17 protein-coding genes are annotated in these 25605 nt (G+C 72.5%); 10 read left to right on the top strand and 7 right to left on the bottom strand.

Features of this window, described 5'->3' with window-relative positions; translation table 11 throughout:
* The first annotated feature begins 106 nt into the window (after positions 1-106).
* From ACZ7M3_RS17820 to ACZ7M3_RS17810, 3 genes are all read left to right on the top strand, one after another.
* A complete protein-coding gene (locus ACZ7M3_RS17820) occupies positions 107-838 on the top strand; it encodes a VIT1/CCC1 transporter family protein (protein ID WP_472064299.1) in 732 nt (243 codons plus the stop codon).
* Between the two features lie 365 nt (positions 839-1203).
* Positions 1204-5829: a glutamate synthase large subunit gene (gene gltB / locus ACZ7M3_RS17815; protein ID WP_472064297.1), complete on the top strand. Its 4626-nt coding sequence runs from the start codon at positions 1204-1206 to the stop codon at positions 5827-5829.
* Positions 5822-7282 carry a glutamate synthase subunit beta gene (locus ACZ7M3_RS17810; protein ID WP_450431768.1) on the top strand — a complete coding sequence of 487 codons (1461 nt, stop codon included), beginning with the start codon at positions 5822-5824 and terminating at the stop codon, positions 7280-7282. Before gltB ends, ACZ7M3_RS17810 begins: the two co-directional genes overlap by 8 nt.
* Positions 7283-7419: 137 nt before the next feature.
* Here ACZ7M3_RS17810 and ACZ7M3_RS17805 read toward each other — a convergent pair whose 3' ends face one another.
* Genes ACZ7M3_RS17805 through ACZ7M3_RS17795 form a run of 3 tightly spaced genes read right to left on the bottom strand, consistent with a single transcriptional unit; the run spans position 7420 to position 14679 of the window.
* Complete coding sequence (locus ACZ7M3_RS17805) at positions 7420-8430, bottom strand: ABC transporter ATP-binding protein (protein WP_472064295.1); 1011 nt, start codon at positions 8428-8430, stop codon at positions 7420-7422.
* On the bottom strand, positions 8427-11204 hold the full coding sequence (locus tag ACZ7M3_RS17800; protein ID WP_472064293.1) for an ABC transporter permease: 2778 nt from the start codon (positions 11202-11204) through the stop codon (positions 8427-8429). Before ACZ7M3_RS17800 ends, ACZ7M3_RS17805 begins: the two co-directional genes overlap by 4 nt.
* A 1-nt stretch (position 11205) precedes the next feature.
* Positions 11206-14679, bottom strand: a complete 3474-nt coding sequence (locus tag ACZ7M3_RS17795) for an FtsX-like permease family protein (RefSeq protein ID WP_472064291.1) — start codon at positions 14677-14679, stop codon at positions 11206-11208.
* Between the two features lie 104 nt (positions 14680-14783).
* Between ACZ7M3_RS17795 and ACZ7M3_RS17790 the strand changes: the two genes are divergently transcribed.
* On the top strand, positions 14784-15515 hold the full coding sequence (locus tag ACZ7M3_RS17790; RefSeq protein WP_388525039.1) for an ABC transporter ATP-binding protein: 732 nt from the start codon (positions 14784-14786) through the stop codon (positions 15513-15515).
* A 54-nt stretch (positions 15516-15569) separates the two neighbouring features.
* On the opposite strand, the gene ACZ7M3_RS17785 is transcribed toward ACZ7M3_RS17790, so the two are convergent.
* Complete coding sequence (locus ACZ7M3_RS17785) at positions 15570-16418, bottom strand: chitosanase (protein WP_472064289.1); 849 nt, start codon at positions 16416-16418, stop codon at positions 15570-15572.
* 20 nt (positions 16419-16438) lie between these two features.
* Entirely contained in the window at positions 16439-17395 is a 957-nt protein-coding gene (locus ACZ7M3_RS17780; protein ID WP_472064287.1) for a rhomboid family intramembrane serine protease, read from the bottom strand.
* A 156-nt stretch (positions 17396-17551) separates the two neighbouring features.
* Here ACZ7M3_RS17780 and ACZ7M3_RS17775 point away from each other — a divergent pair, with 156 nt between their 5' ends.
* The 3 genes from ACZ7M3_RS17775 to qcrB all read left to right on the top strand — a co-directional run bounded on the left by ACZ7M3_RS17775 (position 17552) and on the right by qcrB (position 20826).
* Complete coding sequence (locus ACZ7M3_RS17775; protein WP_472064285.1) at positions 17552-18271, top strand: vWA domain-containing protein; 720 nt, start codon at positions 17552-17554, stop codon at positions 18269-18271.
* Positions 18268-18828, top strand: coding sequence for a HutD/Ves family protein (locus ACZ7M3_RS17770; protein WP_472064283.1), 561 nt, complete (start codon positions 18268-18270; stop codon positions 18826-18828). The genes ACZ7M3_RS17775 and ACZ7M3_RS17770 overlap by 4 nt, the downstream gene beginning before the upstream one ends.
* A gap of 336 nt (positions 18829-19164) precedes the next feature.
* Positions 19165-20826, top strand: a complete 1662-nt coding sequence (qcrB, locus tag ACZ7M3_RS17765) for a cytochrome bc1 complex cytochrome b subunit (protein ID WP_472064282.1) — start codon at positions 19165-19167, stop codon at positions 20824-20826.
* Here the strand turns inward: qcrB and ACZ7M3_RS17760 are convergent.
* Entirely contained in the window at positions 20801-21769 is a 969-nt protein-coding gene (locus ACZ7M3_RS17760; protein WP_472064281.1) for an acyl-CoA dehydrogenase family protein, read from the bottom strand. The genes qcrB and ACZ7M3_RS17760 overlap by 26 nt on opposite strands.
* Positions 21769-22914: an acyl-CoA dehydrogenase family protein gene (locus ACZ7M3_RS17755; protein WP_472064279.1), complete on the bottom strand. Its 1146-nt coding sequence runs from the start codon at positions 22912-22914 to the stop codon at positions 21769-21771. Before ACZ7M3_RS17755 ends, ACZ7M3_RS17760 begins: the two co-directional genes overlap by 1 nt.
* Before the next feature lie 46 nt (positions 22915-22960).
* On the opposite strand from ACZ7M3_RS17755, the gene ACZ7M3_RS17750 reads away from it, so the two are divergent.
* From ACZ7M3_RS17750 to ACZ7M3_RS17740, 3 genes are read left to right on the top strand one after another with little or no spacing between them, the layout of a single operon-like run.
* Entirely contained in the window at positions 22961-23752 is a 792-nt protein-coding gene (locus ACZ7M3_RS17750; RefSeq protein ID WP_472064277.1) for an SDR family oxidoreductase, read from the top strand.
* Positions 23753-23791: 39 nt separating this feature from the next.
* The gene (locus ACZ7M3_RS17745; RefSeq protein ID WP_261686201.1) at positions 23792-24403 is read left to right on the top strand and encodes a TetR/AcrR family transcriptional regulator; all 612 of its coding nucleotides are present in this window, start codon (positions 23792-23794) and stop codon (positions 24401-24403) included.
* Positions 24404-24442: 39 nt separating this feature from the next.
* Positions 24443-25600 (top strand): acetyl-CoA C-acetyltransferase, encoded by a 1158-nt coding sequence (locus ACZ7M3_RS17740; RefSeq protein ID WP_472064275.1) that lies wholly within the window; start codon positions 24443-24445, stop codon positions 25598-25600.
* Positions 25601-25605: the final 5 nt, after the last annotated feature.

Here is a 25605-nt window from a genome sequence, read left to right as displayed (position 1 = left end):
CAGGTTAGCCCAGCCTTTCCTTGCTGGCGGCGAAGAAATTCCAGGCGTAGTTTCATGGTTGTCGAAAAGTAGAAACAGTCCAATCGACGGATCCTGGGGGACCGGTATGTCCATCATCGAGACCGAAGCGACGCTGCACGAGGCGCACCGCGACAACCACACCCACCGGGACGTGAACGGCGGATGGCTGCGCCCGGCCGTGTTCGGCGCGATGGACGGTCTCGTGTCCAACCTCGCCCTGATGACCGGGGTCGCCGGGGGGTCCGTCTCCCATCAGACGATCGTCATCACCGGGCTCGCGGGCCTGGCCGCCGGTGCCTTCTCCATGGCCGCGGGCGAGTACACCTCCGTCGCCTCGCAGCGTGAACTCGTCCAGGCCGAACTCGACGTCGAGCGGCGCGAGTTGAGAAAGCATCCGCAGGACGAGGAGCGCGAGCTCGCCGCGCTGTACGAGTCGCGCGGCGTCGAATCCGCGCTCGCCCGCGAAGTGGCCAGGCAGCTCTCGCGCGACCCCGAACAGGCCCTGGAGATACACGCCCGCGAAGAGCTCGGCATCGACCCCGGCGACCTGCCCTCCCCGGCCGTCGCCGCCGTGTCGAGCTTCGGCTCCTTCGCCCTGGGCGCCCTGCTCCCCGTACTGCCGTATCTGCTCGGCGCGACCGTCCTGTGGCCCGCGCTGCTGCTCGCGCTGATCGGGCTCTTCGCGTGCGGCGCGATCGTGGCCCGGGTGACGGCTCGAACCTGGTGGTACAGCGGAATCCGGCAGCTCGCGCTCGGGGGCGCTGCGGCCGGTGTGACATACGTCCTGGGCAGCCTGTTCGGTACCGCCGTAGGATGATGTCTTGCGCACCTATGCAAGGGAATGCATAAGTAGCCGTTACTCCCTGGTTTCGATCGCTTAACCACTGGGAATGAGCCGTAAGCGCTGCGGGCAATGAGGCCTGCGCCGCTGCAGTGCGGTGGGTGACGTTGCCCGCCGTACCTTCGGACCCGCGGACACTGATCTGTCCGCTTAGGTCCCCTTGACTCCACCGTCGTGCGCGGGACCCCCACGCCACCCAGCGGTGTCCGCATGTTGGAACGGAGTATCCGGTTCTCGAGAACCATTCCATCATGTAACCTGCACGAAATTTTGCACCCCCAGCAGAGGGCCAACGTCGTCCCTCGGCACATGCATATGCCACGACGACGACGGGAGAGCCGATGCGTACGCCGCGCCAGCCGTCCCAGCACTCCACGAATGGCCAGAACTGGTCCTTCATGGATGCTCGCCCTGCTGCGCAGGGTATGTACGACCCCCGCAACGAGCACGACGCCTGTGGTGTCGGCTTCGTGGCCACCCTCACCGGTGAGGCGAGCTACGCGCTGGTCGAGCAGGCGCTCACCGTGCTGCGCAACCTGGAGCACCGGGGTGCCACCGGCGCCGAGCCCGACTCGGGCGACGGCGCGGGCATCCTGTCCCAGGTCCCCGACGCGTTCCTGCGTGAGGTGGCCGGATTCGAGCTGCCCGCGGCCGGCGCGTACGCGGTCGGCATCGCCTTCCTGCCCGAGGACGGCATCGAGGATGTCGTCTCACAGATCGAGACGATCGCCGCCGACGAGGACCTGACCGTCCTCGGCTGGCGCGAGGTCCCGGTCGCCCCCGAACTGCTCGGCGCCACCGCCCGCTCCACGATGCCCGCCTTCCGCCAGATCTTCGTCACGGACGGCGTCTCGACCGGCATCGAGCTGGACCGCAAGGCGTTCGTGCTGCGCAAGCGCGCCGAGCGCGAGGCCGGCGTCTACTTCCCGTCGCTCTCCGCGCGCACCATCGTCTACAAGGGCATGCTGACCACCGGCCAGCTGGAGCCCTTCTTCCCGGACCTGTCCGACCGCCGCTTCGCCTCCGCGATCGCGCTCGTGCACTCCCGGTTCTCCACCAACACCTTCCCGAGTTGGCCGCTCGCCCACCCGTACCGCTTCGTCGCGCACAACGGCGAGATCAACACGGTCAAGGGCAACCGCAACTGGATGCAGGCCCGCGAGTCCCAGCTGGTCTCCGACGCGTTCGGCTCTGCCGACCATGGACACGGCGGAGACAAGGGCCTGGAGCGGGTCTTCCCGATCTGTACGCCCGACGCGTCCGACTCCGCCTCCTTCGACGAGGTGCTCGAGCTCCTCCACCTCGGCGGCCGCTCGCTCCCGCACTCCGTGCTGATGATGATCCCGGAGGCGTGGGAGAACCACGACTCCATGGACCCGGCCCGCCGCGCCTTCTACCAGTTCCACTCCACGATGATGGAGCCCTGGGACGGCCCGGCCTGTGTCACCTTCACCGACGGCACCCAGGTCGGCGCGGTCCTCGACCGCAACGGTCTGCGTCCCGGCCGCTACTGGGTCACCGACGAGGGTCTCGTCGTCCTCGGCTCCGAGGTCGGCGTCCTCGACATCGACCCCGCGAAGGTCGTCCGCAAGGGCCGCCTCCAGCCCGGCAAGATGTTCCTCGTCGACACCGCCGAGCACCGCATCATCGAGGACGACGAGATCAAGGCCGCCCTCGTCGCCGACAAGCCGTACGCGGAGTGGCTGGAAGCCGGCGAGATCGAGCTCTCCGACCTCCCCGAGCGCGAGCACATCGTGCACACCCACGCCTCGGTCACCCGCCGCCAGCAGACCTTCGGCTACACCGAGGAAGAGCTGCGCATCATCCTCGCGCCGATGGCCAACACCGGCGGTGAGCCGCTGGGCTCCATGGGCACGGACTCCCCGATCGCGGCCCTGTCCGCGCGCCCGCGTCTGCTCTTCGACTACTTCACCCAGCTGTTCGCGCAGGTCACCAACCCGCCGCTGGACGCGATCCGCGAGGAGCTCGTCACCTCGCTGCGCTCCTCGCTGGGCCCGCAGGGCAACCTGCTGGAGCCCACGGCCGCGTCCTGTCGTAGCGTCACCCTGCCCTTCCCGGTGATCGACAACGACGAGCTGGCCAAGCTCATCCACATCAACGCCGACGGCGACATGCCGGGCATGAAGGCCGCGACCCTGTCCGGTCTCTACCGGGTCAGCGGTGGCGGCGACTCCCTCGCCGCGCGGATCGAGGAGATCTGCGCGGAGGCCGACGCCGCCATCGAGAACGGCGCCCGTCTGATCGTCCTGTCGGACCGCCACTCCGACGCCGAGCACGCGCCGATCCCCTCGCTGCTGCTCACCGCGGCCGTCCATCACCACCTCATCCGCACCAAGCAGCGCACCCAGGTGGGCCTGCTGGTCGAGGCGGGCGACGTCCGCGAGGTCCACCACGTGGCCCTCCTCATCGGCTTCGGCGCCGCCGCGGTCAACCCCTACCTGGCGATGGAGTCGGTCGAGGACCTGGTCCGCGCCGACACCTTCCTGACCGGCATCGAGGCCGAGCAGGCCATCCGCAACCTGATCTACGCGCTCGGCAAGGGCGTCCTCAAGGTCATGTCCAAGATGGGCATCTCCACCGTCGCCTCCTACCGCGGCGCCCAGGTCTTCGAGGCCGTCGGCCTCGACCGGGCCTTCGTCGAGAAGTACTTCAACGGCACCGCCACCAAGATCGGCGGCGCCGGTCTCGACGTCATCGCCAAGGAGGTCGCGGCGCGGCACGCCAAGGCCTACCCCGCCTCCGGCATCGCCCCGGCGCACCGGGCCCTCGACATAGGCGGCGAGTACCAGTGGCGCCGCGAGGGCGAGCCGCACCTGTTCGACCCGGAGACGGTCTTCCGCCTCCAGCACTCGACGCGCTCCGGCAGCTACGACATCTTCAAGAAGTACACCGACCGGGTGAACGAGCAGTCCGAGCGCCTGATGACGCTCCGTGGCCTGTTCGGCTTCACGTCCGACCGGCAGCCGATCTCGATCGACGAGGTCGAGCCGGTGAGCGAGATCGTCAAGCGCTTCTCCACCGGCGCCATGTCGTACGGCTCCATCTCCAAGGAGGCGCACGAGACCCTCGCCATCGCCATGAACCAGCTGGGCGGCAAGTCCAACACCGGCGAGGGCGGCGAGGACGCGGACCGGCTCTACGACCCGGCGCGCCGCTCGTCGATCAAGCAGGTCGCCTCCGGCCGCTTCGGCGTCACGTCGGAGTACCTGGTCAACGCCGACGACATCCAGATCAAGATGGCGCAGGGTGCCAAGCCCGGCGAGGGCGGCCAGCTGCCCGGCCACAAGGTCTACCCCTGGGTCGCCAAGACCCGGCACAGCACCCCGGGCGTGGGCCTGATCTCCCCGCCCCCGCACCACGACATCTACTCCATCGAGGACCTGGCCCAGCTGATCCACGACCTCAAGAACGCGAACCCGCAGGCGCGGATTCACGTCAAGCTGGTCTCCGAGGTCGGTGTCGGCACGGTCGCCGCGGGTGTCTCCAAGGCGCACGCGGACGTGGTGCTCATCTCCGGCCACGACGGCGGTACGGGCGCCTCCCCGCTCACCTCCCTGAAGCACGCGGGCGGCCCCTGGGAACTCGGCCTCGCCGAGACCCAGCAGACGCTGCTGCTCAACGGCCTGCGCGACCGTATCGTCGTGCAGACCGACGGCCAGCTGAAGACCGGCCGCGACGTCGTCATCGCCGCGCTGCTCGGCGCCGAGGAGTTCGGTTTCGCGACCGCGCCGCTCGTCGTCTCCGGCTGCGTCATGATGCGCGTCTGCCACCTGGACACCTGCCCGGTCGGCATCGCGACCCAGAACCCGGTGCTGCGCGACCGCTTCGCAGGCAAGGCCGAGTACGTCGTGAACTTCTTCAAGTTCATCGCCGAAGAGGTCCGCGAGATTCTCGCCGAGCTGGGCTTCCGCACCATCGAGGAGGCCGTCGGCCACGCCGAGAACCTCGACGTGGAGCGGGCGATCACCCACTGGAAGGCGCAGGGCCTGGACCTGTCCCCGCTCTTCCACGTGCCCGAGCTGCCCGAGGGCGCGGTGCGCCACCAGGCCATCGCCCAGGACCACGGTCTGGAGAAGGCGCTCGACAACGAGCTGATCAAGCTCGCCGCCGACGCGCTGGCCGCGAACACCCAGGCCGACGCCCAGCCCGTGCGCGCCCAGGTCGCGATCCGCAACATCAACCGCACGGTCGGCACCATGCTCGGCCACGAGGTGACGAAGAAGTTCGGCGGCGGGGGCCTGCCCGACGACACCATCGACATCACCTTCACCGGCTCCGCGGGCCAGTCCTTCGGCGCCTTCCTGCCGCGCGGTGTCACGCTGCGCCTGGAGGGCGACGCCAACGACTACGTCGGCAAGGGCCTCTCCGGCGGCCGGGTGATCGTCCGTCCCGACCGGGGCGCCGACCACCTCGCCGAGTACTCGACCATCGCGGGCAACACCATCGCGTACGGCGCGACGGGCGGCGAGCTGTTCCTGCGCGGCCGCACCGGCGAGCGCTTCTGCGTCCGCAACTCCGGCGCGACGGTGGTCTCCGAGGGCGTGGGCGACCACGGCTGCGAGTACATGACCGGCGGTCACGCGGTCGTCCTCGGCGAGACGGGCCGCAACTTCGCGGCCGGCATGTCCGGCGGCATCGCGTACGTCGTCGACCTGAACCGCGACAACGTCAACGTCGGCAACGTGGGCGCCGTCGAGGCCCTCGACGAGACCGACAAGCGGTGGCTGCACGATGTGGTGCGCCGCCACCAGGAGGAGACCGGCTCGACCGTCGCCGAGAAGCTTCTGGCCGAGTGGGACAGCATCGACGGGGGCGCGTCCCGCTTCAGCAAGATCATCCCCAGCACGTACAAGGCAGTGCTCGCCGCCAAGGACGCCGCCGAGCGAGCCGGACTCCCCGAGTCCGAGATCACCGAGAAGATGATGGAGGCGGCGACCAATGGCTGATCCCAAGGGCTTTTTGAACCACGGCCGCGAGGTCGCCAGGACCCGCCCCGTCGCGGAGCGCGTCAAGGACTGGAACGAGGTCTACGTTCCGGGCTCGCTGCTCCCGATCATCTCCAAGCAGGCCAGCCGTTGCATGGACTGCGGGATCCCGTTCTGCCACAACGGCTGTCCGCTGGGGAACCTGATCCCCGAGTGGAACGACTACGCCTACCGCGAGGACTGGGGGGCCGCGTCCGAGCGTCTGCACGCCACGAACAACTTCCCGGAGTTCACGGGCCGCCTGTGCCCCGCTCCCTGCGAGTCGGCGTGTGTGCTCGGCATCAACCAGCCCGCCGTGACCATCAAGAACGTCGAGGTCTCGATCATCGACAAGGCGTGGGACACGGGCGACGTCGCCCCGCAGATCCCCGAGCGCCTGTCGGGCAAGACCGTCGCCGTCATCGGCTCGGGCCCGGCCGGTCTGGCCGCCGCCCAGCAGCTCACCCGGGCGGGCCACACGGTCGCCGTGTACGAGCGTGCCGACCGCGTCGGCGGCCTGCTGCGCTACGGCATCCCCGAGTTCAAGATGGAGAAGCGGCACATCAACCGCCGCATCGAGCAGATGCGCGCGGAGGGCACCCGCTTCCGCACCGGCATCGAGATCGGCCGCGACCTCAAGGCGACGGACCTGCGCAAGCGGTACGACGCCGTGGTCATCGCCGCCGGTGCGACGACCGCGCGTGACCTCCCGGTCCCCGGCCGCGAGCTCAAGGGCATCCACCAGGCCATGGAGTACCTGCCGCTGGCCAACAAGGTGCAGGAGGGCGACTACGTGGCGCCCCCGATCACGGCCGAGGGCAAGCACGTCGTGGTCATCGGCGGCGGCGACACCGGCGCGGACTGCGTGGGCACCGCCCACCGCCAGGGCGCGGCCTCGGTCACGCAGCTGGAGATCATGCCGCGACCGGGCGAGGAGCGGAACCCGGGCCAGCCCTGGCCGACGTTCCCGATGCTCTACAAGGTCACCTCCGCGCACGAGGAGGGCGGCGACCGCGTCTACTCGGTCTCCACCACCCACTTCGAGGGCGACGAGGACGGCAACGTCCAGTGGCTGCACCTCACCGAGGTCGAGTTCGTCGACGGCAAGCTGAACCAGAAGCCGGGCACGGAGCGCAAGATCCCCGCCCAGCTGGTCACGCTGGCCATGGGCTTCACCGGCACCGACGTCGAGAACGGCGTGGTCTCGCAGTTCGGCCTGGAGCTCGACGCGCGCGGCAACATCGCCCGCGACGCCGAGTTCGCGACCAACGTGCCCGGCGTGTACGTCGCCGGTGACGCCGGCCGCGGCCAGTCGCTGATCGTCTGGGCCATCGCGGAGGGCCGCTCGGCCGCCCGCGGGGTCGACCGCTTCCTGACCGGGGCCAGCGACCTGCCGGCCCCGATCCGCCCGACGGACCGCTCGCTGATGGTCTGACGCTCCACCCCAACAAACGTCCCGTACAACGGCGTACGGAACTGAACGCGGCGCCTGCCTTGTCCCCGACCGGACTGTGGTGGGCGCCGTGGTGCGTTCTCAGCAGGTCGGGCGGCTGGTGTGTCGTTGTGGCGGTATCAGTCGGCCGGGCGCCCGGTGTCGTCCGGCCAGACCCCGATGTGGTCCTGCTCCAGTTCCAGCATCACCCGGTCCTCCATCCCGAGGGCCGCGGTGTAGTCGGCGGGCAGCTGGAGCCGGCCGGCCCGGTCCAGCGTCGCGAACTCCCGTGCCACCAGGGACTCCTGGCCCTCCGCGTCGACCTCCGTGCGGCGCAGCACCTCCGTCGAGGTACGGCCGTCACGGATCGCGACCGCGCGGCGGACCTCTCCGGCGACCGCCTGGTCGTGCGTGACGATCACGATCGTCGTGCCCAGCTCCTCGTTGGCCCGGCGGAACGCCGCGAAGACCTCCGCGCCGGTCGCCGAGTCGAGTTCGCCGGTCGGCTCGTCGGCGAGCAGCACGGACGGCGAGTTGGCGAGGGCCACGGCGATCGCGACCCGCTGCTGCTGCCCGCCGGACATCTGCGACGGACGGCGGCCGTGGCAGTCGGCGACGCCGAGCATCGCGAGCAGTTCCTCCGCCCGCTCGGCCCGCCGCTTCCCGCGGCCCCGGCCGCCCTTCAACTGCATGGGCAGCGCCACGTTCTGGGCCGCCGTCAGATAGGGCAGGAGATTGCGGGCCGTCTGCTGCCAGACGAAACCGACCACCTCACGGCGGTAGCGCAGCCGGTCCTTCGCGTTCATCGTGAGCAGGTCGCGGCCCGCGACCCGCGCGGCGCCCGCGGTGGGCACGTCGAGGCCGGCGAGGATGTTCATCAGGGTCGACTTGCCGCTGCCGGAGGCGCCGACCAGCGCCGTCAACTCGCCCTCCTGGACCAGCAGATCGAGCCCCTGGAGCGCCTGCACCTCCACCCCGGCGGAGCCCCCGCGCCCAGAGGAGTCGCCCCCGGCCGACCGGCCGGAGAAGATGCGGACCAGCCGGTCGCAGGCGATCAGGGCGTCCCGTCCGTACGCGGGCCGGTCGCGGCGCGCCGCCGCCCGATGCTCCAGCTCCGCCAGGCTCGTCCGCGAGGTCGTGGTACCGGTCATCGCATGCCTCCTGTCCTGAGTTCGGTGATCGACGTACGGCGCCCCGCCCACCAGGCCTGCGCGACGGCCACCGCCCACGCCAGCAGCACCGTGCCCGCCGCGGGCAGGAGCAGCGACCACCCGTCGGTACGCAGCGACGCGCCGACCACCGGCACTCGGCTCGCCGCGGTGGCCAGCGCGAGACGTTCCAGGTCGATGCCGGGAGCGAGCAGCCGGACCGTGGCCCAGCCGGCGAGCATCCCGCCCGAGGCCGCGAGCAGCGCCTGGGGCAGCGCGTCCAGGCTGAGCAGCCGACGGCCCTGGCGGGGCGTGAGGCCCATGGTGCGCAGCCGGGCCAGCAGCGCGGCCCGCTCCGGCGCGGACTGAAGGAGGGAGAGCAGCAGGGCGAGTACGGCGTACCCCGCACCGGCCAGGGCGGCCGTGGTGTAGATCCGCTCGGCGCCCGCCTGCAACGGCGCGTCGGAGAGCGCCGCCCGTTCCTCGCCGCGCGACGTCACGGTGAGGCCCTTCCCGGCGCCCCGCACGGCCGTCCGCAGGGCCGGTGCGTCGAGTGCGGCACCGGTCGCCAGCAGCGTCGTCGGCTCGGAGTGCGTGAGGCCCGCGGCGTCGACCAGCAGGAAGTCGGCGCCGGGCGCGGCGGGGGTGCGGGAGCGTACGGCGGCGATCCGGACGGTGATGTCACCGGCGAGGGACGTGATCCGACGGGGTGCGCGGCCCAGGCGCTCCGCGAGACCGGGGGAGGCGACGGCGTTCAGCACACGCCCCGTCCCCGCACCCTTGGTCCCCTTCGGCTTCAACACATCCGCGGGGAATGCCCCGAGGCCGGTCTGCCGGGCCAGCCGGGCGTACGACGCCGGCTCGACCCCGATCAGCGTCAGGCCCTCCTTCGCCCCTGCCCCGCCGGAGGTGAGCTCCGCCGTGCGCTCGATCCGCACGGCCGTCACCGCACGTACGCCCGCTACCTTCGCTACCGCCCCTGCCACGGCCGCCGGGAGCGGCGTCGCCTCGCCCGGCCCCGCGATCCGCGCGTCCGCGCCGGTCGCCAGCAGCGCGGCCCGGTCCCGGGCGTCGGACACCCCGGCGAGCACGGAACCCCCGAACGCCGCCGTCGTCAGGGCCAGCAGCAGGGCCAGCAGCGGCAGCGCGACGCCCACCGTCGAGGAGCGGCCCGCACGGGCCAGCGACAGGAACCCGACCACCCCGCGCCCTCGCGCGGCCGGGCGGGCGGCCCACCGCAGCGGCAGCGGATACAGCCGTACGAGCACCAGCGCCGCGATCAGCCCGACCAGGACCGGAGCGGCGCTCACCAGAAGGTCGCCCGAGCTGGACGCGCCGCGCCGCCGCAGCGCCACGACCGAGCCGACGGCCAGCACCAGCACGGTGAGTTCGGCGACCGTGCGGCGCCTGCCGGGCCTGGCGTGGGCGAGATCGTCGCGCTCCGCGTGCGCCCGCGGTCTGCGGTGCGCCACGACCGCCCGCACCGGCAGTACGGCACAGGCGAGGAGAGCGACGGCGGACGCCCCGAGCACGGCGGGCAGCAGCCGGGCCTCGTCGACGGTGAGCACGGCGAGCAGCAGACCTGCGGCGGCCGCGGGCACCGCCACGACCGCGGTCTCGGCGAGGAGCCGTCCGGCGATCCCGCGCAGCGAGCCGCCCCGCGCACGCAGCAGGGCGAGTTCGGAGGCCCGGCGGACGGCGACCAGCCCGCCGGCCATCACCAGGACGACGGCGGCGACCGCGCCGATCCCGAACGCCCCGACCGCCACGACGGGCGTGATCGCTGCGCGGGTCGTCGTGTAGGAGCCGACGACCGTCTCCAGATCGGTGGCGACGGCCGCGGTGCTCCCGGCCACCGCGCGCATCCGCAGCAGCTCGGGCCCGCCCTCGAGGGAGGCGATCCGGGAGACGAGCCCCGGGACGTCCTGTGCGGTGAGCCGTCCGGTGGCGGGGGCGAACCGCCAGTACAGCTCCGGCTGTCCCTGGCTGCCGAGGAGCACCGGGGCGGCGCCGGGTGCCAGCAGGAGGCCCGCGTCCCAGTAGAACTGTGGCGGGACCGGGGCGTCCGCGGCCACGCCCGGGGTGCGCAGGACCGGCTGCGCGGACCAGTAACCGCCCTGCGGATGCCGGGGCTCCACGATCCCGGTGATCCGCACGGCCAGCGGCGCGCCCCCGAAGCCGTCCACATCGATGACGGAACCGACGCGCAGCCGCAGCGTCCGGGCGGTCGCCTCGGTCACGGCGGCCTCGACCTTCCTGGTGTCCGCCGTCACCTCCCCGGCGGCGGTGGGGAGCCGTCCGCCGCGCACGGTGGAGTGGGTGGCGAGTTCCGACTGCGCGACCAGGGTGAAACGGGGCGGCGCGTCGATCACCGGAAGCCAGGAGTTCAGTCCGACGAGGCTCTTGGAGGTCCGCACCCCGTAGGCCGACTCCGTGGTGTCCGCCCGCAGCGGCGCGGGCAGCCCGGCCAGCGCCGCGCGTCGGACGACCGCGAGTGCCGGGGGCCGTACCGCCTTCTCCCGGGTGGCCTGCGCGATCTCCAACCCCGGCTGCGGTGCGCTCAGTTCCACCGAGGTGGCGGCCGGCGGCGCCCCGGCGATCTCCTGCCGCAGCCCTTTCGTCTCGTAGGCGTCAAGGGCCCGCGGCAGCGCCGCCGCGAGGAACGCCGTGACCAGCACGAGCACTCCGAACGCGACGGCCGCCCCGGGGGCGGTCCGCAGCCGCGTACGCACCCAGGGCGCCACACCGCGCTCCGTGCGCTGCCTCCACCAGGCCATCTCAGCTGTCCCCCTGGTGGCGGAGCGCGACCGCCGGGTCGGCGCGCCGGACGGCCGTCGCGGCGCTGATCAGCAGGGGCAGCGCCGCGACGCCCACGAGGAGCAGCGCCACCTGGGACACCGGGAGTTCGACGAGGACGCGGGGGACCGGTCGCGCGGCCCCCGGCGTCAGCACGATCAGCGGGACGACCGCGCGGGTCAGGACGGTGCCGAGGCCGAGACCGGCGAGCAGACCGGCCCCGATCAGCAGGCCCTGCTCCACGGCGACCAGCCGGGCCAGTTCCCTACGGCCCGCGCCCAGGGCTCTGAGCACGGCGAACTCCGCGGACCGCTCGCGCCGTGAGCCCGCGGTGCCCACCGCGAAGCCGCCCGCGGCGAGGGCCGCCGCGGCCACCGCCACCGCCAGCAGCGCCGCGCGCGGCCCGGCGCCGAGCGGGTCGCCCAGCAGCCGGTCCGCGGCCTCGTCCCGTACGAGCACCTGGTCCGGCTCGATGTCGGGGCGCGCCCGCAGCGCGGCCGCGACCTGCGCGGCCTCGCCGGGTGCGGTGCTCAGCCACCATTCGGCGGGTGCGAGCGGAGCGCGTGCGCGCTGTGCGAACACGGCGTTCACGGCGCGCAGATCCAGCAACAGCGCGCCCCCGTCCGCCGTTTCCGCCCCGCCCTCGTCCGCCGCTCCGTCCGATGCTCCCGCCGCGTCCGCGGTGGCCCCGGCCCAGGACGTGCCCGTTCCGGTCGTCGGCAGCTCGCTCACCGACCGCACGATCGTCACCCGCAGCCGCTCCCCGTCCAGCGTCACGTCGATGCTCTCGCCCGGCTCGGTCCCGGCCGCGCGCAGAAAGGCCCGGGTGGCGACGGCCGCGATCCGGGCCGGGGGCGCGGCCCGCGCGGTGTCGAGGCGGACGGTGAACTCCGGCGGACCGGAGGCCCATTCGTCGCTCCCGGGCGCGTTGCCCGTCCCGTACGAGACCGTCAGCGGCGCCGTCCTCGACGCGGCCGGACGCAGGGCCGTCGACGGGAGCGCCGCTCCGTCCGCCGTCTCGGTCCTGCTGCCCCGCCAGCGCACCCCGGCGGGCACCGCGACCGCGCGGGCCGTTCCGTCGGGGCCCGTGGACAGCATCCGTACGACGGTGAGCCGGTGCTGCTCGGGCTCGCCCGCGGGAACCGCGCCGTCGAGCTGCAGCCCGGTCAGCCGCAGCGGACCGGCCGGCGTGGCGCGGGCGCCCGAAGCCGACACGTCCAGGTCGAGGGTGACCCGGTGGACCCGGCCGTCGACGGGCAGCTTCCCGGCGCTCAGCCGGTACGCGATGCCGTAGCCGTCCTCGACGACGACGGTGACCAGGGGCGCGAGTCCGGAGGGAGAGCGCTCCGCCTTCGCCCCAGCACCCGCGGCCTTCGCCCCAGCACCCGCGGCCTTCGCCCCTTCACCCGCGGCCGTCGTCCCGCCCGTTGCCGCCGTCTCGTCGGTGATCCGCAGGTCGAGCGCGAGCCGCCGGGTGCCGTCGGGCAGCGACACCGAGGGTCCGGCCGCCTTCTCCCGAGGCGCGAGACCCCGCAGCAACCGCTCCACGGGCTCGTCGGCGAGGTCGCCGCGCATCAGCATCCCCTCCCCGGCGTGCGCCGTGTCCAGAGCGAGCACCGTCGCCCTGCGGCCGCCGGAGAGGTCCGTGGTGGCGCGGTAGGCGGGAGCGGCGTCCCGTACCCCGGGCAGCGCGGCGTACAGACCGGTCTGGCCGGGGCTGCCCGGCCTGCCGTCCAGCACCCGTACGGAAGTACCCGTCCCGAAGTCCGCCTGGTCGTCCTGCGACCGCTGCCACGACGCGCTCTGCCCGATCGCCAGCATCCCGGTCGTCACGGCCAGGACCAGCAGCAGCACCGGCCCCGCTCCACGCAGCGGACGCCGGCTGAACTGCCAGCCCGCCAGCGCCGCCGACAGGCCCCGCCCGCTCGCGGCCCGCCGCTCCGCGAGCCGCGCCCCCAGCGGCAGCAGCCGCAGCGTCAGCACCGTGCCGGCCAGCAGGGCCAGTGCGGGCGCCGCGACCAGCAGCGGATCGATGCCCAGATCGCCCGCCCGGTCACGGCTGAGCGCGCCGCCACCGGACGAGCCGGTCTGCCGGTCGAGTTGCCAGTACGCCACCGCCGCGATCAACAGCAGCCCCACGTCGGCCCCGGCCCGCACCGGCGCCGCGCCCGCCGCGGCCCGCACGCGCCGCAGCCGCGGCGCACCCGCCGTCGCGGCCAGCGCGGGCGCCACGACCGCCGCCGCGCAGCACACCGCGACCCCGGCCGCGACCAGCCACACCCGGAGCACCGGAGCGTCCCCGAGCCGCACCCCGGTCCGGTCGAGGGACGACCACCGGGCGAGCAGCCGCACCAGCGGGCCGGACACCAGCGCGGCACCCACCGCCGCCGGTACGGCAAGCAGCAGCGCCTCCAGTGCGGCGAGGCCCGTGATCCGGCGGCGCGAGGCACCCCGCGCCTTCAGCAGATCGGTCTCGCCCGCCCGCTCGGTGTCGAGCAGCCGGGCCACCAGCAGCAGCGCGTACCCGGCGAGCAGCACCAGCTGGACGGAGACGATCATCAACGTGGACCGGGAGACGAGCAGCGCGCGCCCGGTCCTGTCGAGCACGGCGGGCAGCGCCGTCCGCACGGTCGCGCCGGCTCCGAACGCCGGGTTCCTGCCCAGTGCTTCGGGCTCCTGCGCCGCGGCCTCGCGCAGTGCGTCGATGCCGTCGGTGGTCAGGCCCCGGTAGTCGGCCGTCGCCACCCACCCGGTGGTGCCCGCGGAGGTGCGGGAGGCGAGGACGGACGGGTCGGCGAGCAGCGGGCCGTAGGTGGTGAAGTCGACGGTGCGCACCCCGTGACCGCCGAGGGTGTCCAGCTGCCAGTACGGATCCGCGCTGTCGGCGGCCCGGTACACGCCGGTGATCCGGACCGTCAGGGGCGCGCCGCCCAGCCGGTCGGTCAGGGCGATCCGCGCGCCGGGCCGCACCTTCAGCCGGTCGGCGGCGACTTCGGGCAGCGCGACGGGCACGGGTGCGGTGCGCGCCGCCGGGGCCGGTCCGGGCAGTGTGCCCGCGACCAGCCTGATCCGCGACCGGTCGAGGGCGGCGAAGCGGGTGAGGTCCGGTTGCCCCGCGCGGCCATCGGTGCCCTGGAGGGAACGGGGCAGCGCGTACGGCCCCGAGCCGCGCAACGTCCGTACGGTCACCGGAAGCCCGGCGAAGGTCCGGCGCGCGCCGCGGACCGCAGCGCCCTGGGCCGCCTCCTCCCGGCCGCGGGGCACGTCGGCGCTGATGACGAGCGAGGCGGAGGTCGCGGCCGGGCCGCTCAGGTTCTGTCGGAGCGCCGCGTCCCCGACCGAGGCGGAGAACGCGGCGAGGGCGGCGAGCACCGCGGTGGTCAGCAGCACCGCGAGCAGGGCGGCGCCGAGCAGCACCCGATGCGCCCGAACGCGCAGCAACAAGAAGCCCGTCACTCGTCCCCCACCCGATTGCCGAGCCACCCCCTCGCCGACCCGACATGAATATCATGGGGTTCCCGTTCTGGGTACATGAGTTCCATTCCGTAGGGGGTGCGTCGATGACGGAGAACACCGGCACGCGGTCCGGTGCCGCCCTCGTGGGCGAATCCGCCGACGAACCGATGGTGCGGGTGGAGAACCTGCACCACTCGTACGGCACGGGCACCGTGGCCGTGCACGCGCTGCGCGGCGCCTCCTTCGAGCTGCGGCGCGGTGAACTCGTCGCCCTCAAGGGCCGGTCGGGCTCCGGCAAGACGACCCTGCTCCATCTGATCGGCGGCCTCGACCGCCCGGACCGCGGCCGCGTCGTCATCGACGGCACCGACCTGTCCGCGCTCGGCGAGAACGAGCTGCTGGAACTGCGCCGCGACCGGATCGGCTACATCTTCCAGTCCTTCGGACTCATCCCCATCCTCACCGCGGCCGAGAACGTGGGAGTGCCGCTGCGGCTGCGCAGGGCCGACCCTCGCGCACGTGAGGAGCGCGTGGCCCTGCTGCTCGCCCTCGTGGGGCTCGCCGACCACGGGGCCCAGCGCCCGGCGGAGCTCTCCGGCGGGCAGCAGCAGCGGGTGTCGATCGCCCGCGCCCTCGCCAACCACCCGGCCCTGCTGCTCGCCGACGAGCCGACCGGACAGCTGGACGCGCAGACCGGCCTGGCGGTGATGGAGCTGCTGCGGGCGGTGGTCGCCAGTGAGGGCGTCACGGCCCTGGTCGCCACGCACGACCCCCAACTCCTGGGCCTGGCCGACCGCGTACTGGAACTGAGCGACGGCGAGGTCGTCGAGCACTGACGGCGCCCGACCCAATGGGGTGGAGGGGCGGCGCCTCGGCTGCGTGGGGAGGGGCTACGGCACCTTGTACGTCTCCCCGTACACCTTCCACTCCAGCGGCGTGCGCAGGTCCAGGTTCCCGTCGTACAGGAACACCCGCTGGGCCGTGTCGACGCGGGTCGTGTCGCGGTGGGCGCTCTCGGTCCTCATCGCCGCGCGACGCACGTCGAGGAAGATGTCCAGGTAGGCCTTCTCCGAGCCGCCCTCGGCCGGGGTGTCGGCCTGGGCCATGGCACGGGTGCGCAGGTCGTAGAAGCCGCCCGCGCCGGTGCCGGGCCCGTGCATGACCATGGCGTCGTAGTAGATGAACTGGCCCAGCGTGCCGAGGCCGTCGAGCTTGGCGCGGCGCACCGCGGGGTCGAAGTAGACGCGGTCCCGCTCGGCGTCCTGTGCCCTGCGGAAGGCGGCCACCGAGGCCTCCTTGCGCCAGGCCGCCACGAAGCCCGGGTCGAGCCCCTCGTGCGAGTCCGTCCCGTCGACCTTGCGCAGCGCGGGGAGGTAGCGGGCGAGGCCGTTGCCCGGGTGGTCCTTCGTGTAGCCCTCGACCAGGACGAGCAGATCGTGGGTGCCGGTGCAGAAGCCGATGAGGCCCGCCGTGTACCCCTGGCCGTCGCCGATGTCCTCGATGTAGGCATACGCGCTGCGCCAGTCGAGCGTGGAGTTCTCCGCGCTCGCCACGAGTTTTTGCGCCAACTCCTTCTTGTCCGGGGCGGCGAGGCCCGCGCCCGTCGTGCGCTCGGCGTCCTGGCGGGCCCGCGCGCGCCCGGCGGCCCCGCTCGCGTCCGTGAGTCCCGGGGCGAGGAAGCAGACCGCCGCCGCGACCAGGGGGAGGACCGCGAGCAGGAGGAGCCGAGCACGTTTCATGGGCTCAGCCTAGGGAGCGCTCAGGCCGCTCCGCTCGTCAGCTCGGACACCTTGCCGACGGCCGTGATCACCAGCAGCGCCAACAGCGCGGCGCACGCGGCCGCTTGGAGGAGCGCCCGGCGGCGGTCCCGGGGCGCGTACGCGTAGGCGAGAGTGACCACCCCGCCCGCCAGCAGTCCGCCGAGGTGGCCCTGCCAGGAGGTGAGTCCCGCCGAGATGAGCAGCCACAGCAGCAGGCCCGCCATGAAACGGTTGACGGCGCTCATGTCGGCGCCCAGCCGGCGGGCCATGACGTAGTACGCGGCCCCCAGCCCGAAGATGGCACCCGACGCACCGAGCGTGGGCGTGTACGGCGCGATCACCAGCACGAGGACCGAGCCGCCGAGGGCCGAGAGCAGATAGAGCGTGACGAAGCGGATCCGGCCGAGCTGGGCCTCCACCACCCGGCCCAGGTTCCACAGCGAGACCATGTTCATCACGATGTGCAGAATCCCGAACGTGCCCTCGGTGGGCGGCAGATGGAGGAACGCACCGGTCAGCATCCGGTACCACTCCCCGTCGACCACGCCCTCCGGGTGGAAGTCGTAGGGGTACTGGGCCTGCCAGACGTAGTGCCCGCCGTCGGGCCCCGTCAGCCCGGCGCCGAGCATCTCGAACCGGTCCACGATCGCCGGGCGCACCACCTCGCCCACATAGGCCAGCACGTTGAGCGCGATCAGGAGGTACGTCACCACGGGCACGGTCGAGATACGGCCGCCGAACGCCGTGCGGGCCTGGCGGACGGAGCGGGCGCCCTCCTTCACGCACTCCACGCACTGGTGACCGACGGCCGCCTCGCGCATGCAGTCCGGGCAGATGTAGCGGTCGCACCGTGTGCAGCGCACATGGGACTCCACCTTGGGATGGCGATAGCAGGTGGTGACGGTGGGTTCGGTGGATCTGCTGGATTCGGGGGACTCTGTGGACTCGGATTCCACGACCGGCTCCTCGCGGGTACGGAGATCAGGGGGACGATGAGCCGGTGGGGTCGGCGGCGAACAAAATAGCGAACGCCCATGTGGGAGGGGGACGGCGGGGGCTGTCGGTGCCGTAATCTCGGCGTTTCCGCAACCCTCGCGCGATGGGAGCCCCGCATGGCCGGAATCAGCCTCACCAAGGTGGAGGAGACCGCGCCCGCGCTGGTCGGTCTGTACAAGAGCGCCGGTGTCTCCCTCACCAAGCACGGGCTGAGCGGACAGCGGGCCGCGGTGTACCTGGTCGTCGACTACTCCGGGTCGATGAAGCCGTACTACAAGGACGGCAGTGTGCAGGCGCTGGCGGACCGGGTGCTCGGCCTGTCGGCGCACCTCGACGACGACGGAACCGTCCCGGTCGTCTTCTTCTCCACGGACATCGACGCGGTCACGGACATCGCGCTCGACAACCACCAGGGCCGGGTGGAGAAGATCGTGGCCGGGCTCGGTCACATGGGGAAGACCAGTTACCACCTGGCCATGGACGCGGTCATCGACCACTACCTCGACAGCGGCTCCGAGGCCCCCGCCCTGGTCGTCTTCCAGACCGACGGCGGCCCCATCAACAAGCTTGCCGCCGAAAGGTACTTGTGCAAGGCGGCGAAGCTTCCGCTGTTCTGGCAGTTCATAGGGTTCGGTGACCCCGGCAGCAAGCAGTTCGAGTTCCTGCGCAAACTCGACGAGCTGCCGGTGCCGCAGCGGCGGGTCGTCGACAACGCCGGTTTCTTCCACGCCGGTTCGCAGCCTCGGAAGGTCTCCGACGCCGAGCTGTACGACCGGATCGTGGGCGACTTTCCCCAGTGGCTGACGGCCGCGCGCGAGCGGGGGATCGTCCGGTGACCGTGCGTGTCCTGTCGGCCGCCGGGCGGGTCGCCGTGCCCTGGAAGAACGGTGGCGGGGTGACGCGCGAGGTCGCCGCGCGTCCTGAAGGTGCGGACATGGGGGACTTCGAGTGGCGGGTGAGCCTGGCCGACGTCGGCTCCGACGGGCCGTTCTCGGCGTTCGCCGACGTGGACCGGATCCTCACCATGGTCGAGGGGGAGGGGATGGACCTGACCGTCGGCGGTGAACACCGTCGGGTGGACACGCGGTTCGTCCCGCAGCGCTTCCCCGGTGACCTGCCGACCGACTGCCGTCTCCTCGGGGGGCCGGTCGTCAACCTCAACGTCATGTGGCACCGGGGCGCCGTCGCGACCCCCACCGTCACGGTCGCCGCCCCCCGTCGATCCCTCGCCCTCCCGGCGGGCCCTGCCGTCCTGATCGTCGCCCTCGACGGCACGGCCGAGGCGGCCGGGGTGACCCTCGGGCGTCACGACGCCGTGCTCCTGACGGACGAGGAAGCGACCCTCCGAGCGACGGGGCACACCGCCGTTCTCACCCTCACCCCGAGATCCTGAGCCCCGCCCGGTTCCTCGCCCCCGCCGCCCCTACCCGTCCCATCCCAGGGGCTCCGCCCCCAGACCCCCGGGTGGCTCTCAACCTGCGGGTGGGTGGGGGCTGATCGCGCAGTTCCCCGCGCCCCTGATGGGGCGCTCTTGTCGGCGCCGGTTCACATCTTCAGCCCGTCCGGCGTTTGAGGACGAGGCCGTTCAGGCCGATGGGGGGTTTGGGGGCGGAGCCCCCAAGTCGGGATGGGACGGGTAGGGGCGGCGGGGGCGAGAGACGGAGGGGGGTGACGCGCCGTTGGCTTCGGGGAGGTGTCGTGCCACTCTGGTGGGCCGAGGGGGTGGCCCATGGACGCGGGAGAGATCAACTCCGGTCGGGGGCAAGGGACTTCACGTACGGGGCGAAGGAGCGAGACGCCGGGGGGTGAGCGCCTCGCGGACTGGGCCGACGGACGGCTCGGCCTCTACGCGCTGGCCAAGGCCAACCTGCGCAAGGTCTTCCCGGACCACTGGTCCTTCATGCTCGGCGAGGTCTGCCTCTACAGCTTCCTGATCCTGATCCTGACCGGCGTCTACCTCACGCTCTTCTTCGAGCCGAGCGCCTCCGAGGTCGTCTACCACGGCCCGTACGAACCACTCAACGGCATCCTCATGACCCGCGCCTACGAGTCCACCCTCCACATCAGCTTCGAGGTGCGCGGCGGACTCCTGGTCCGACAGATCCACCACTGGGCGGCGATCGTCTTCCTCGCCGGCATGCTCGTGCACATGATGCGCGTCTTCTTCACCGGCGCGTTCCGCAAGCCCCGCGAGGTCAACTGGCTGTTCGGCTGGACCCTGCTGATGCTCGGCCTGATCACCGGCCTGACCGGCTACTCGCTCCCCGACGACCTGCTCTCCGGTACCGGCGTCCGCTTCGCCCAGGGCGCGATCCTGTCGGTCCCGATCGTGGGAACGTACCTCTCCTTCTTCCTCTTCGGAGGCGAGTTCCCGGGCCACGACATCATTCCGCGCTTCTTCCCGATCCACGTCCTCCTGCTGCCGGGCATCATGCTGGGCCTGGTGGTCGCCCATCTGATCCTGGTCTTCTACCACAAGCACACGCAGTACCCGGGGCCCGGACGCGACCAGAAGTCCGTCGTCGGGATGCCGTTCATGCCGGTGTACATGGCCAAGGCGGGCGGGTTCTTCTTCCTCGTCTTCGGGGTGCTGTCGCTGATGGGGGCGATCGCGACCATCAACCCCGTCTGGGCCTTCGGCCCCTACCGGCCGGACCTGGTGACGACCGGCGCGCAGCCCGACTGGTACCTCGGCTTCTCCGAGGGGCTCATCCGGGTGATGCCGGGATGGGAGATCAACGCCTGGGGCCACACCCTCCAACTGGGTGTGTTCATCCCCTTCTCCCTGTTCCCGCTGATCATGACCGCCATCGCCGTCTACCCGTTCATCGAGGCGTGGATCACCGGGGACAGACGGGAACACCACATCCTGGACCGGCCGCGCAACGTCCCCACCCGCACCGGGCTCGGTGTCGCCTGGCTGACGCTGTACGGAGTGCTCCTGGTCGGCGGGGGCAATGACCTGTGGGCCACCCACTTCCACCTCTCCATCAACGCCATCACCTGGTTCGTACGGGTCTCCTTCTTCCTGGCCCCGGCCCTCGCCTTCGTCGTCACGCGCCGGATCTGCATGGGCCTGCAGCGACGGGACCGCGACAAGGTGCTGCACGGAAGGGAGTCCGGGGTCATCCGGATGCTTCCGCACGGCGAGTACGTCGAGGTGCACGAACCGCTCACACCGGCACAGCGGTTCACACTCACCCAGCACGAGCAGCCCCCGCCGTACGAGGTGGGACCGCTCGTGGACGCGGGCGGCGTCGCCCGCCGGGTCGGCCCCGGCCGCAGGCTGCGCGCCCGGCTCGCCCGCGCCTTGTACGGGCCCGACACCCAGATCCCGAAGCCGACGCCGGAGGAGTACCGGGAGCTCACCAGCGGCGAGCACCACCACTGAGCACCTCGGCCCGGCACTCGGTCGGGGTGCCCCACGCGGTACGCAGGGCACGGGCCTTGGCCAGCCACAGGGACAGGTCGTACTCCGCGGTGTAGCCGATCGCGCCGTGCAACTGGAGCGCCGTGCGCGCGGTGGCGTACGCGGCCTCGCAGGCCGTGACCTTGGCCGCGGCCACGTCGGCGGGCGCCATCGTCAGGGCCGCGCCGAACACCAGCGGGCGCGCGAACTCCAGAGCGATCTTCGCGTCGGCGAGGCGATGCTTCACCGCCTGGAACGAGCCGACGGGGACGCCGAACTGGGTGCGCTGCCCGACGTACGCGACGGTCCGGTCGAGGAGCGCGAGCCCGATGCCGAGCGCCTGGGCGGCGGTGGCGAGCCGGGCCCAGACGAGGGCATGACCGACGGGAGGGGCGGCGGCGAGCAGTTCACCGCCCGGTGCGAGGGGTGTGAGGCGGCGGGCGGGGTCCAGGGAGGCGCGCACCGGGCCGTGGCCGGGGGCCAGACGCAGTCCGTCGGCCGCCAGGGCGAGGCGCGTGGTCGCCGCGTCGCCGTCCAGCGCGTACGCCCCGTCGAGGGCCAGCGTCGCCGACGCCTCGCCCGAGGCCAGCGACGGGAGCAGCCGCCCGGCGGGCACGGGGTCCGTCAGCTCGGCCAGCAGCGCGGCCGCCGCGACCGTCTCCACCAGCGGACCGGGCACCGCGTGCCGTCCCAACTCGACGAAACCCACGGCCAGTTCCACCGGATGCGGGCCCATCCCCTCGTACGCCTCCGGCACCGCGAGCGCGAACACGCCCACCTTGGCGATACGGGACCACAGCGCGCGGCCGCCGCCGTGGTCGCCGCGGCTCCAGTCCCGTACGACCGACGGGGTGTCCGCGGCCGTCAGCATCGCGTCCAGCGAGTCGGCGAACGCCCGCTGCTGCGGGTCGAGGAGGAAGCGCATCAGCGGCGGCCCTTCGGGAGGCCGAGCAGGCGCTCGGCGATGATGTCGCGCTGGATCTCGTTGGTGCCGGCGTAGATCGGACCGGCGAGCGAGAAGACGTACCCCTCGGACCAGTCCGTGTCCGCCGACTCGCCGTCCGGGCCGAGGAGGTCGAGGGCCGTCTCGTGCAGCGCGATGTCGTACTCGGACCAGAAGACCTTGTTCAGGCTGGCCTCGGGTCCGATCGTCCCGCCGTCGAGGAAGCGGGAGGCGCCCGCGTAGGCGAAGAGCTGGTAGGCGCGGGCGCCGATCACCGCGTCGGCCACCCGGTCGCGCAGCGCCGTGTCCGAGGGGTCGGCGCGGCTGCGCCACAGGTCCACCAGCCGGTCCGCGGCGGCGAGGAAGCGGCCCGGTGAACGCAGCGTCAGTCCTCGCTCGTTGCCCGCCGTCGACATGGCGACCCGCCAGCCCCCGCCCGGCTCGCCGATCACGTCCTCGTCCGGGACGAAGACCTCGTCGAGGAAGACCTCGGCGAAGGCCGGTCTGCCGTCCAGGCGGCCGATGGGGCGCACGGTGACCCCGGGCGCGCGCAGGTCGAACATCAGATAGGTCAGGCCCTGATGAGGCCTTGGTGTGCCCGGCTCACTGCGGAAGAGGCCGAACGCGCGGTCGGCGAAGGCGGCCCGCGACGACCAGGTCTTCTGCCCGCTCAGCAGCCAGCCCCCGACCGTACGCACCGCGCGCGAGGTGAGCGAGGCCAGGTCGGAACCCGCCTCCGGCTCGGACCACGCCTGCGCCCAGACGACCTCCCCGCCGGCCATGGAGGGCAGGATCCGGGCGCGCTGTCGCTCCGTGCCGTGATCGAAGAGGGTGGGCGCCAGGAGGTTGATGCCGTTCTGGCCGACCCGGCCCGGCGCGCCCGCCGCGTGGTACTCCTCCTCGAACACCAGCCAGCGCACGATGTCCGCGCCCCGGCCGCCGTACACCTCCGGCCACGACACCACCGACCAGCGGTCCGCGGCGAGTTCGGCCTCCCACACCCGGTGCGCCGCGAAGCCCTCCTCGGTCTCCAGGGACGGGAGGGGCGTCCGTGGCACATGGGCGGCGAGCCAGGTCCGGGCCTCGGCGCGGAAGGCCTCGTCGGTGGGGGAGAGGGTCAGATCCATCGGCAGCACCTTCCCTAACAAGTGTTTGGTAGGTTAGCGTGGAGGTATGAGCGACGTCGAGAGTCCGGCGTACGTCAGCGGGCACGGGCTGCTGACCGGGCGCACCGCCGTCATCACCGCCGCCGCGGGCGCGGGCATCGGCGGGGCGACGGCGCGCAGGTTCCTGGAGGAGGGGGCGCGGGTGGTCATCAGTGACGCCCATGTGCGCCGCCTCAAGGAGAGCGAAGAGGCCCTCGCCGCGGAGTTCGGCGCGGCGAGCGTCGCCTCGCTGCCGTGCGACGTGACGGACGAGCAGCAGGTGGAAGCCCTCTTCGCGCTGGTGGGAGAGCTCCACGACGGCCTGGACATCGTCGTCAACAACGCGGGCCTCGGCGGCACTTGTGCCCTCGTCGACATGACCGACGAGCAGTGGTCGAGGGTGCTGGACGTGACACTGAACGGCACGTTCCGGTGCACCCGGGCCGCCCTGCGCCGTTTCAGGGACCAGGGCGGCGGCGGAGTCGTCGTCAACAACGCCTCCGTCGTCGGCTGGCGCGCCCAGGCCGGTCAGGCGCACTACGCCGCCGCCAAGGCGGGCGTCATGGCGCTCACCCGGTGCGCGGCCGTCGAGGCCGCCGAGTACGGGGTGCGTGTCAACGCGGTGTCACCGAGTCTCGCCATGCACCCGCACCTGGTGAAGGTGACCACGCCCGAGCTGCTGGAGGAACTGACGGGCCGCGAGGCCTTCGGCCGCTACGCGCAGCCCTGGGAGGTGGCCAACGTGATGGTGTTCCTGGCGTCCGGCTACTCCTCGTACCTGACCGGCGAAGTCGTCTCCGTCAGCAGCCAACATGCGTAGGGCGCCGTCGGCCGGCACCCCTGGGACCACAATGGAACCGTGCCTACCAAGAAGAAGCCCCAGGTGACCGCCACCCCCGAGCGGCGCCGCGAACTCCTCGACACCGCCGCGGAGGTCTTCGCCGAGCAGGGCTACAACGCCACCACCGTACGCAAGATCGCGGACGAGGCCGGAATGCTCGCGGGCAGCCTCTACTACCACTTCGACTCCAAGGAATCGATGCTGGAGGAGATCCTGCGGACCTTCCTCGACGAGCTCTGGGAGGGCTACGACGCCGTCCTGGACGCCGAACTCGGCCCGCGCCAGACCCTGGAGGCCCTGGTCACGGAGTCGTTCCGGGAGATCGACCGGCACCGTGCCGCCGTCGCCATCTACCAGAAGGAGTCCCGGCACCTCGCCGCCCAGCAGCGCTTCGCCTTCCTCGCCGAGTCGCAGCGCAACTTCGAGAAGGCGTGGCTGAGCACGCTGGAGCGCGGCGTGGCCGCCGAGGTCTTCCGGGCCGACCTCGACATCCGGCTCACCTACCGCTTCGTGCGCGACACCGTGTGGGTCGCCGCGTCCTGGTACCGGCCCGGCGGACAGCACAGCCCCGAGGAGATCGCCCGGCAGTACCTGTCGATGGTGCTGGACGGCATCTCCGTACGCGCATAGCCCATGTCTGCGATACCCCATGTCTGCGAGGGAGTTGTCATGGCCGAGGCCTACATCGTCGAAGCGGTCCGTACGCCCGTCGGGCGGCGCGGGGGAGGCCTGAGCGGTGTCCACCCGGCCGACCTCGGCGCGCATGTCCTCAAGGCGCTGGTCGAGCGCTCCGGAGTGGACCCGGCCGCCGTCGAGGACGTCGTCTTCGGCTGTCTGGACACCGTGGGGCCGCAGGCCGGGGACATCGCCCGCACCTGCTGGCTGGCGGCCGGGCTCCCCGAGGAGGTGCCAGGCGTCACCGTCGACCGGCAGTGCGGTTCCTCCCAGCAGGCCGTGCACTTCGCCGCCCAGGGCGTCCTGTCCGGCACCCAGGACCTGGTGGTCGCGGGCGGAGTGCAGAACATGAGCCAGATCCCCATCGCCTTCGCCTCCCGCCAGGCCGCCGACCCCCTCGGCCTCACCGAAGGCCCCTTCGCGGGCAGCGAGGGCTGGCGGGCGCGCTACGGCGACCTGCCCGTCAACCAGTTCGCCGGCGCCGAGATGATCGCCGCCAAGTGGGGCATCAGCCGCAGCGACCAGGAGGAGTTCGCCCTCCGCTCGCACCGGCGGGCGATCCGCGCCATCGACGAGGGCCGCTTCGCCCGCGAGACCGTGGCCTACGGCGAGGTCACCGCCGACGAGGGCCCGCGCCGGGACACCTCACTGGAGAAGATGGCGGGCCTCAAGCCGGTCGTCGAGGGCGGCACCATCACCGCCGCCTGCTCCTCCCAGGTCTCCGACGGCGCCGCCGCGATGCTGCTCGCCTCCGAGCGGGCGGTACGGGAGCACGGGCTGACCCCGCGCGCCCGCGTCCACCACCTCTCCGTGCGCGGCGAGGACCCCATCCGCATGCTGTCCGCGCCCATCCCGGCCACCGCGTACGCCCTGAAGAAGACCGGCATGTCCCTCGACGCCATCGACCTCGTCGAGATCAACGAAGCCTTCGCCCCGGTCGTCCTCGCCTGGCTCAAGGAGACCGGCGCCGACCCGGAGAAGGTCAACGTCAACGGCGGCGCCATCGCTCTGGGGCATCCGTTGGGGGCGACGGGCGTGAAGCTGATGACGACGCTCCTGCACGAACTGGAGCGCACCGGCGGCCGGTTCGGCCTCCAGACGATGTGCGAGGGCGGCGGGCAGGCGAACGTGACGATCGTCGAAAGGCTCTGACACAC

Source organism: Streptomyces sp. NPDC111656 (assembly GCF_055656965.1).
Note: the sequence above shows the minus strand (reverse complement) of the source record. Positions and strands in the feature narration are given on the sequence as shown.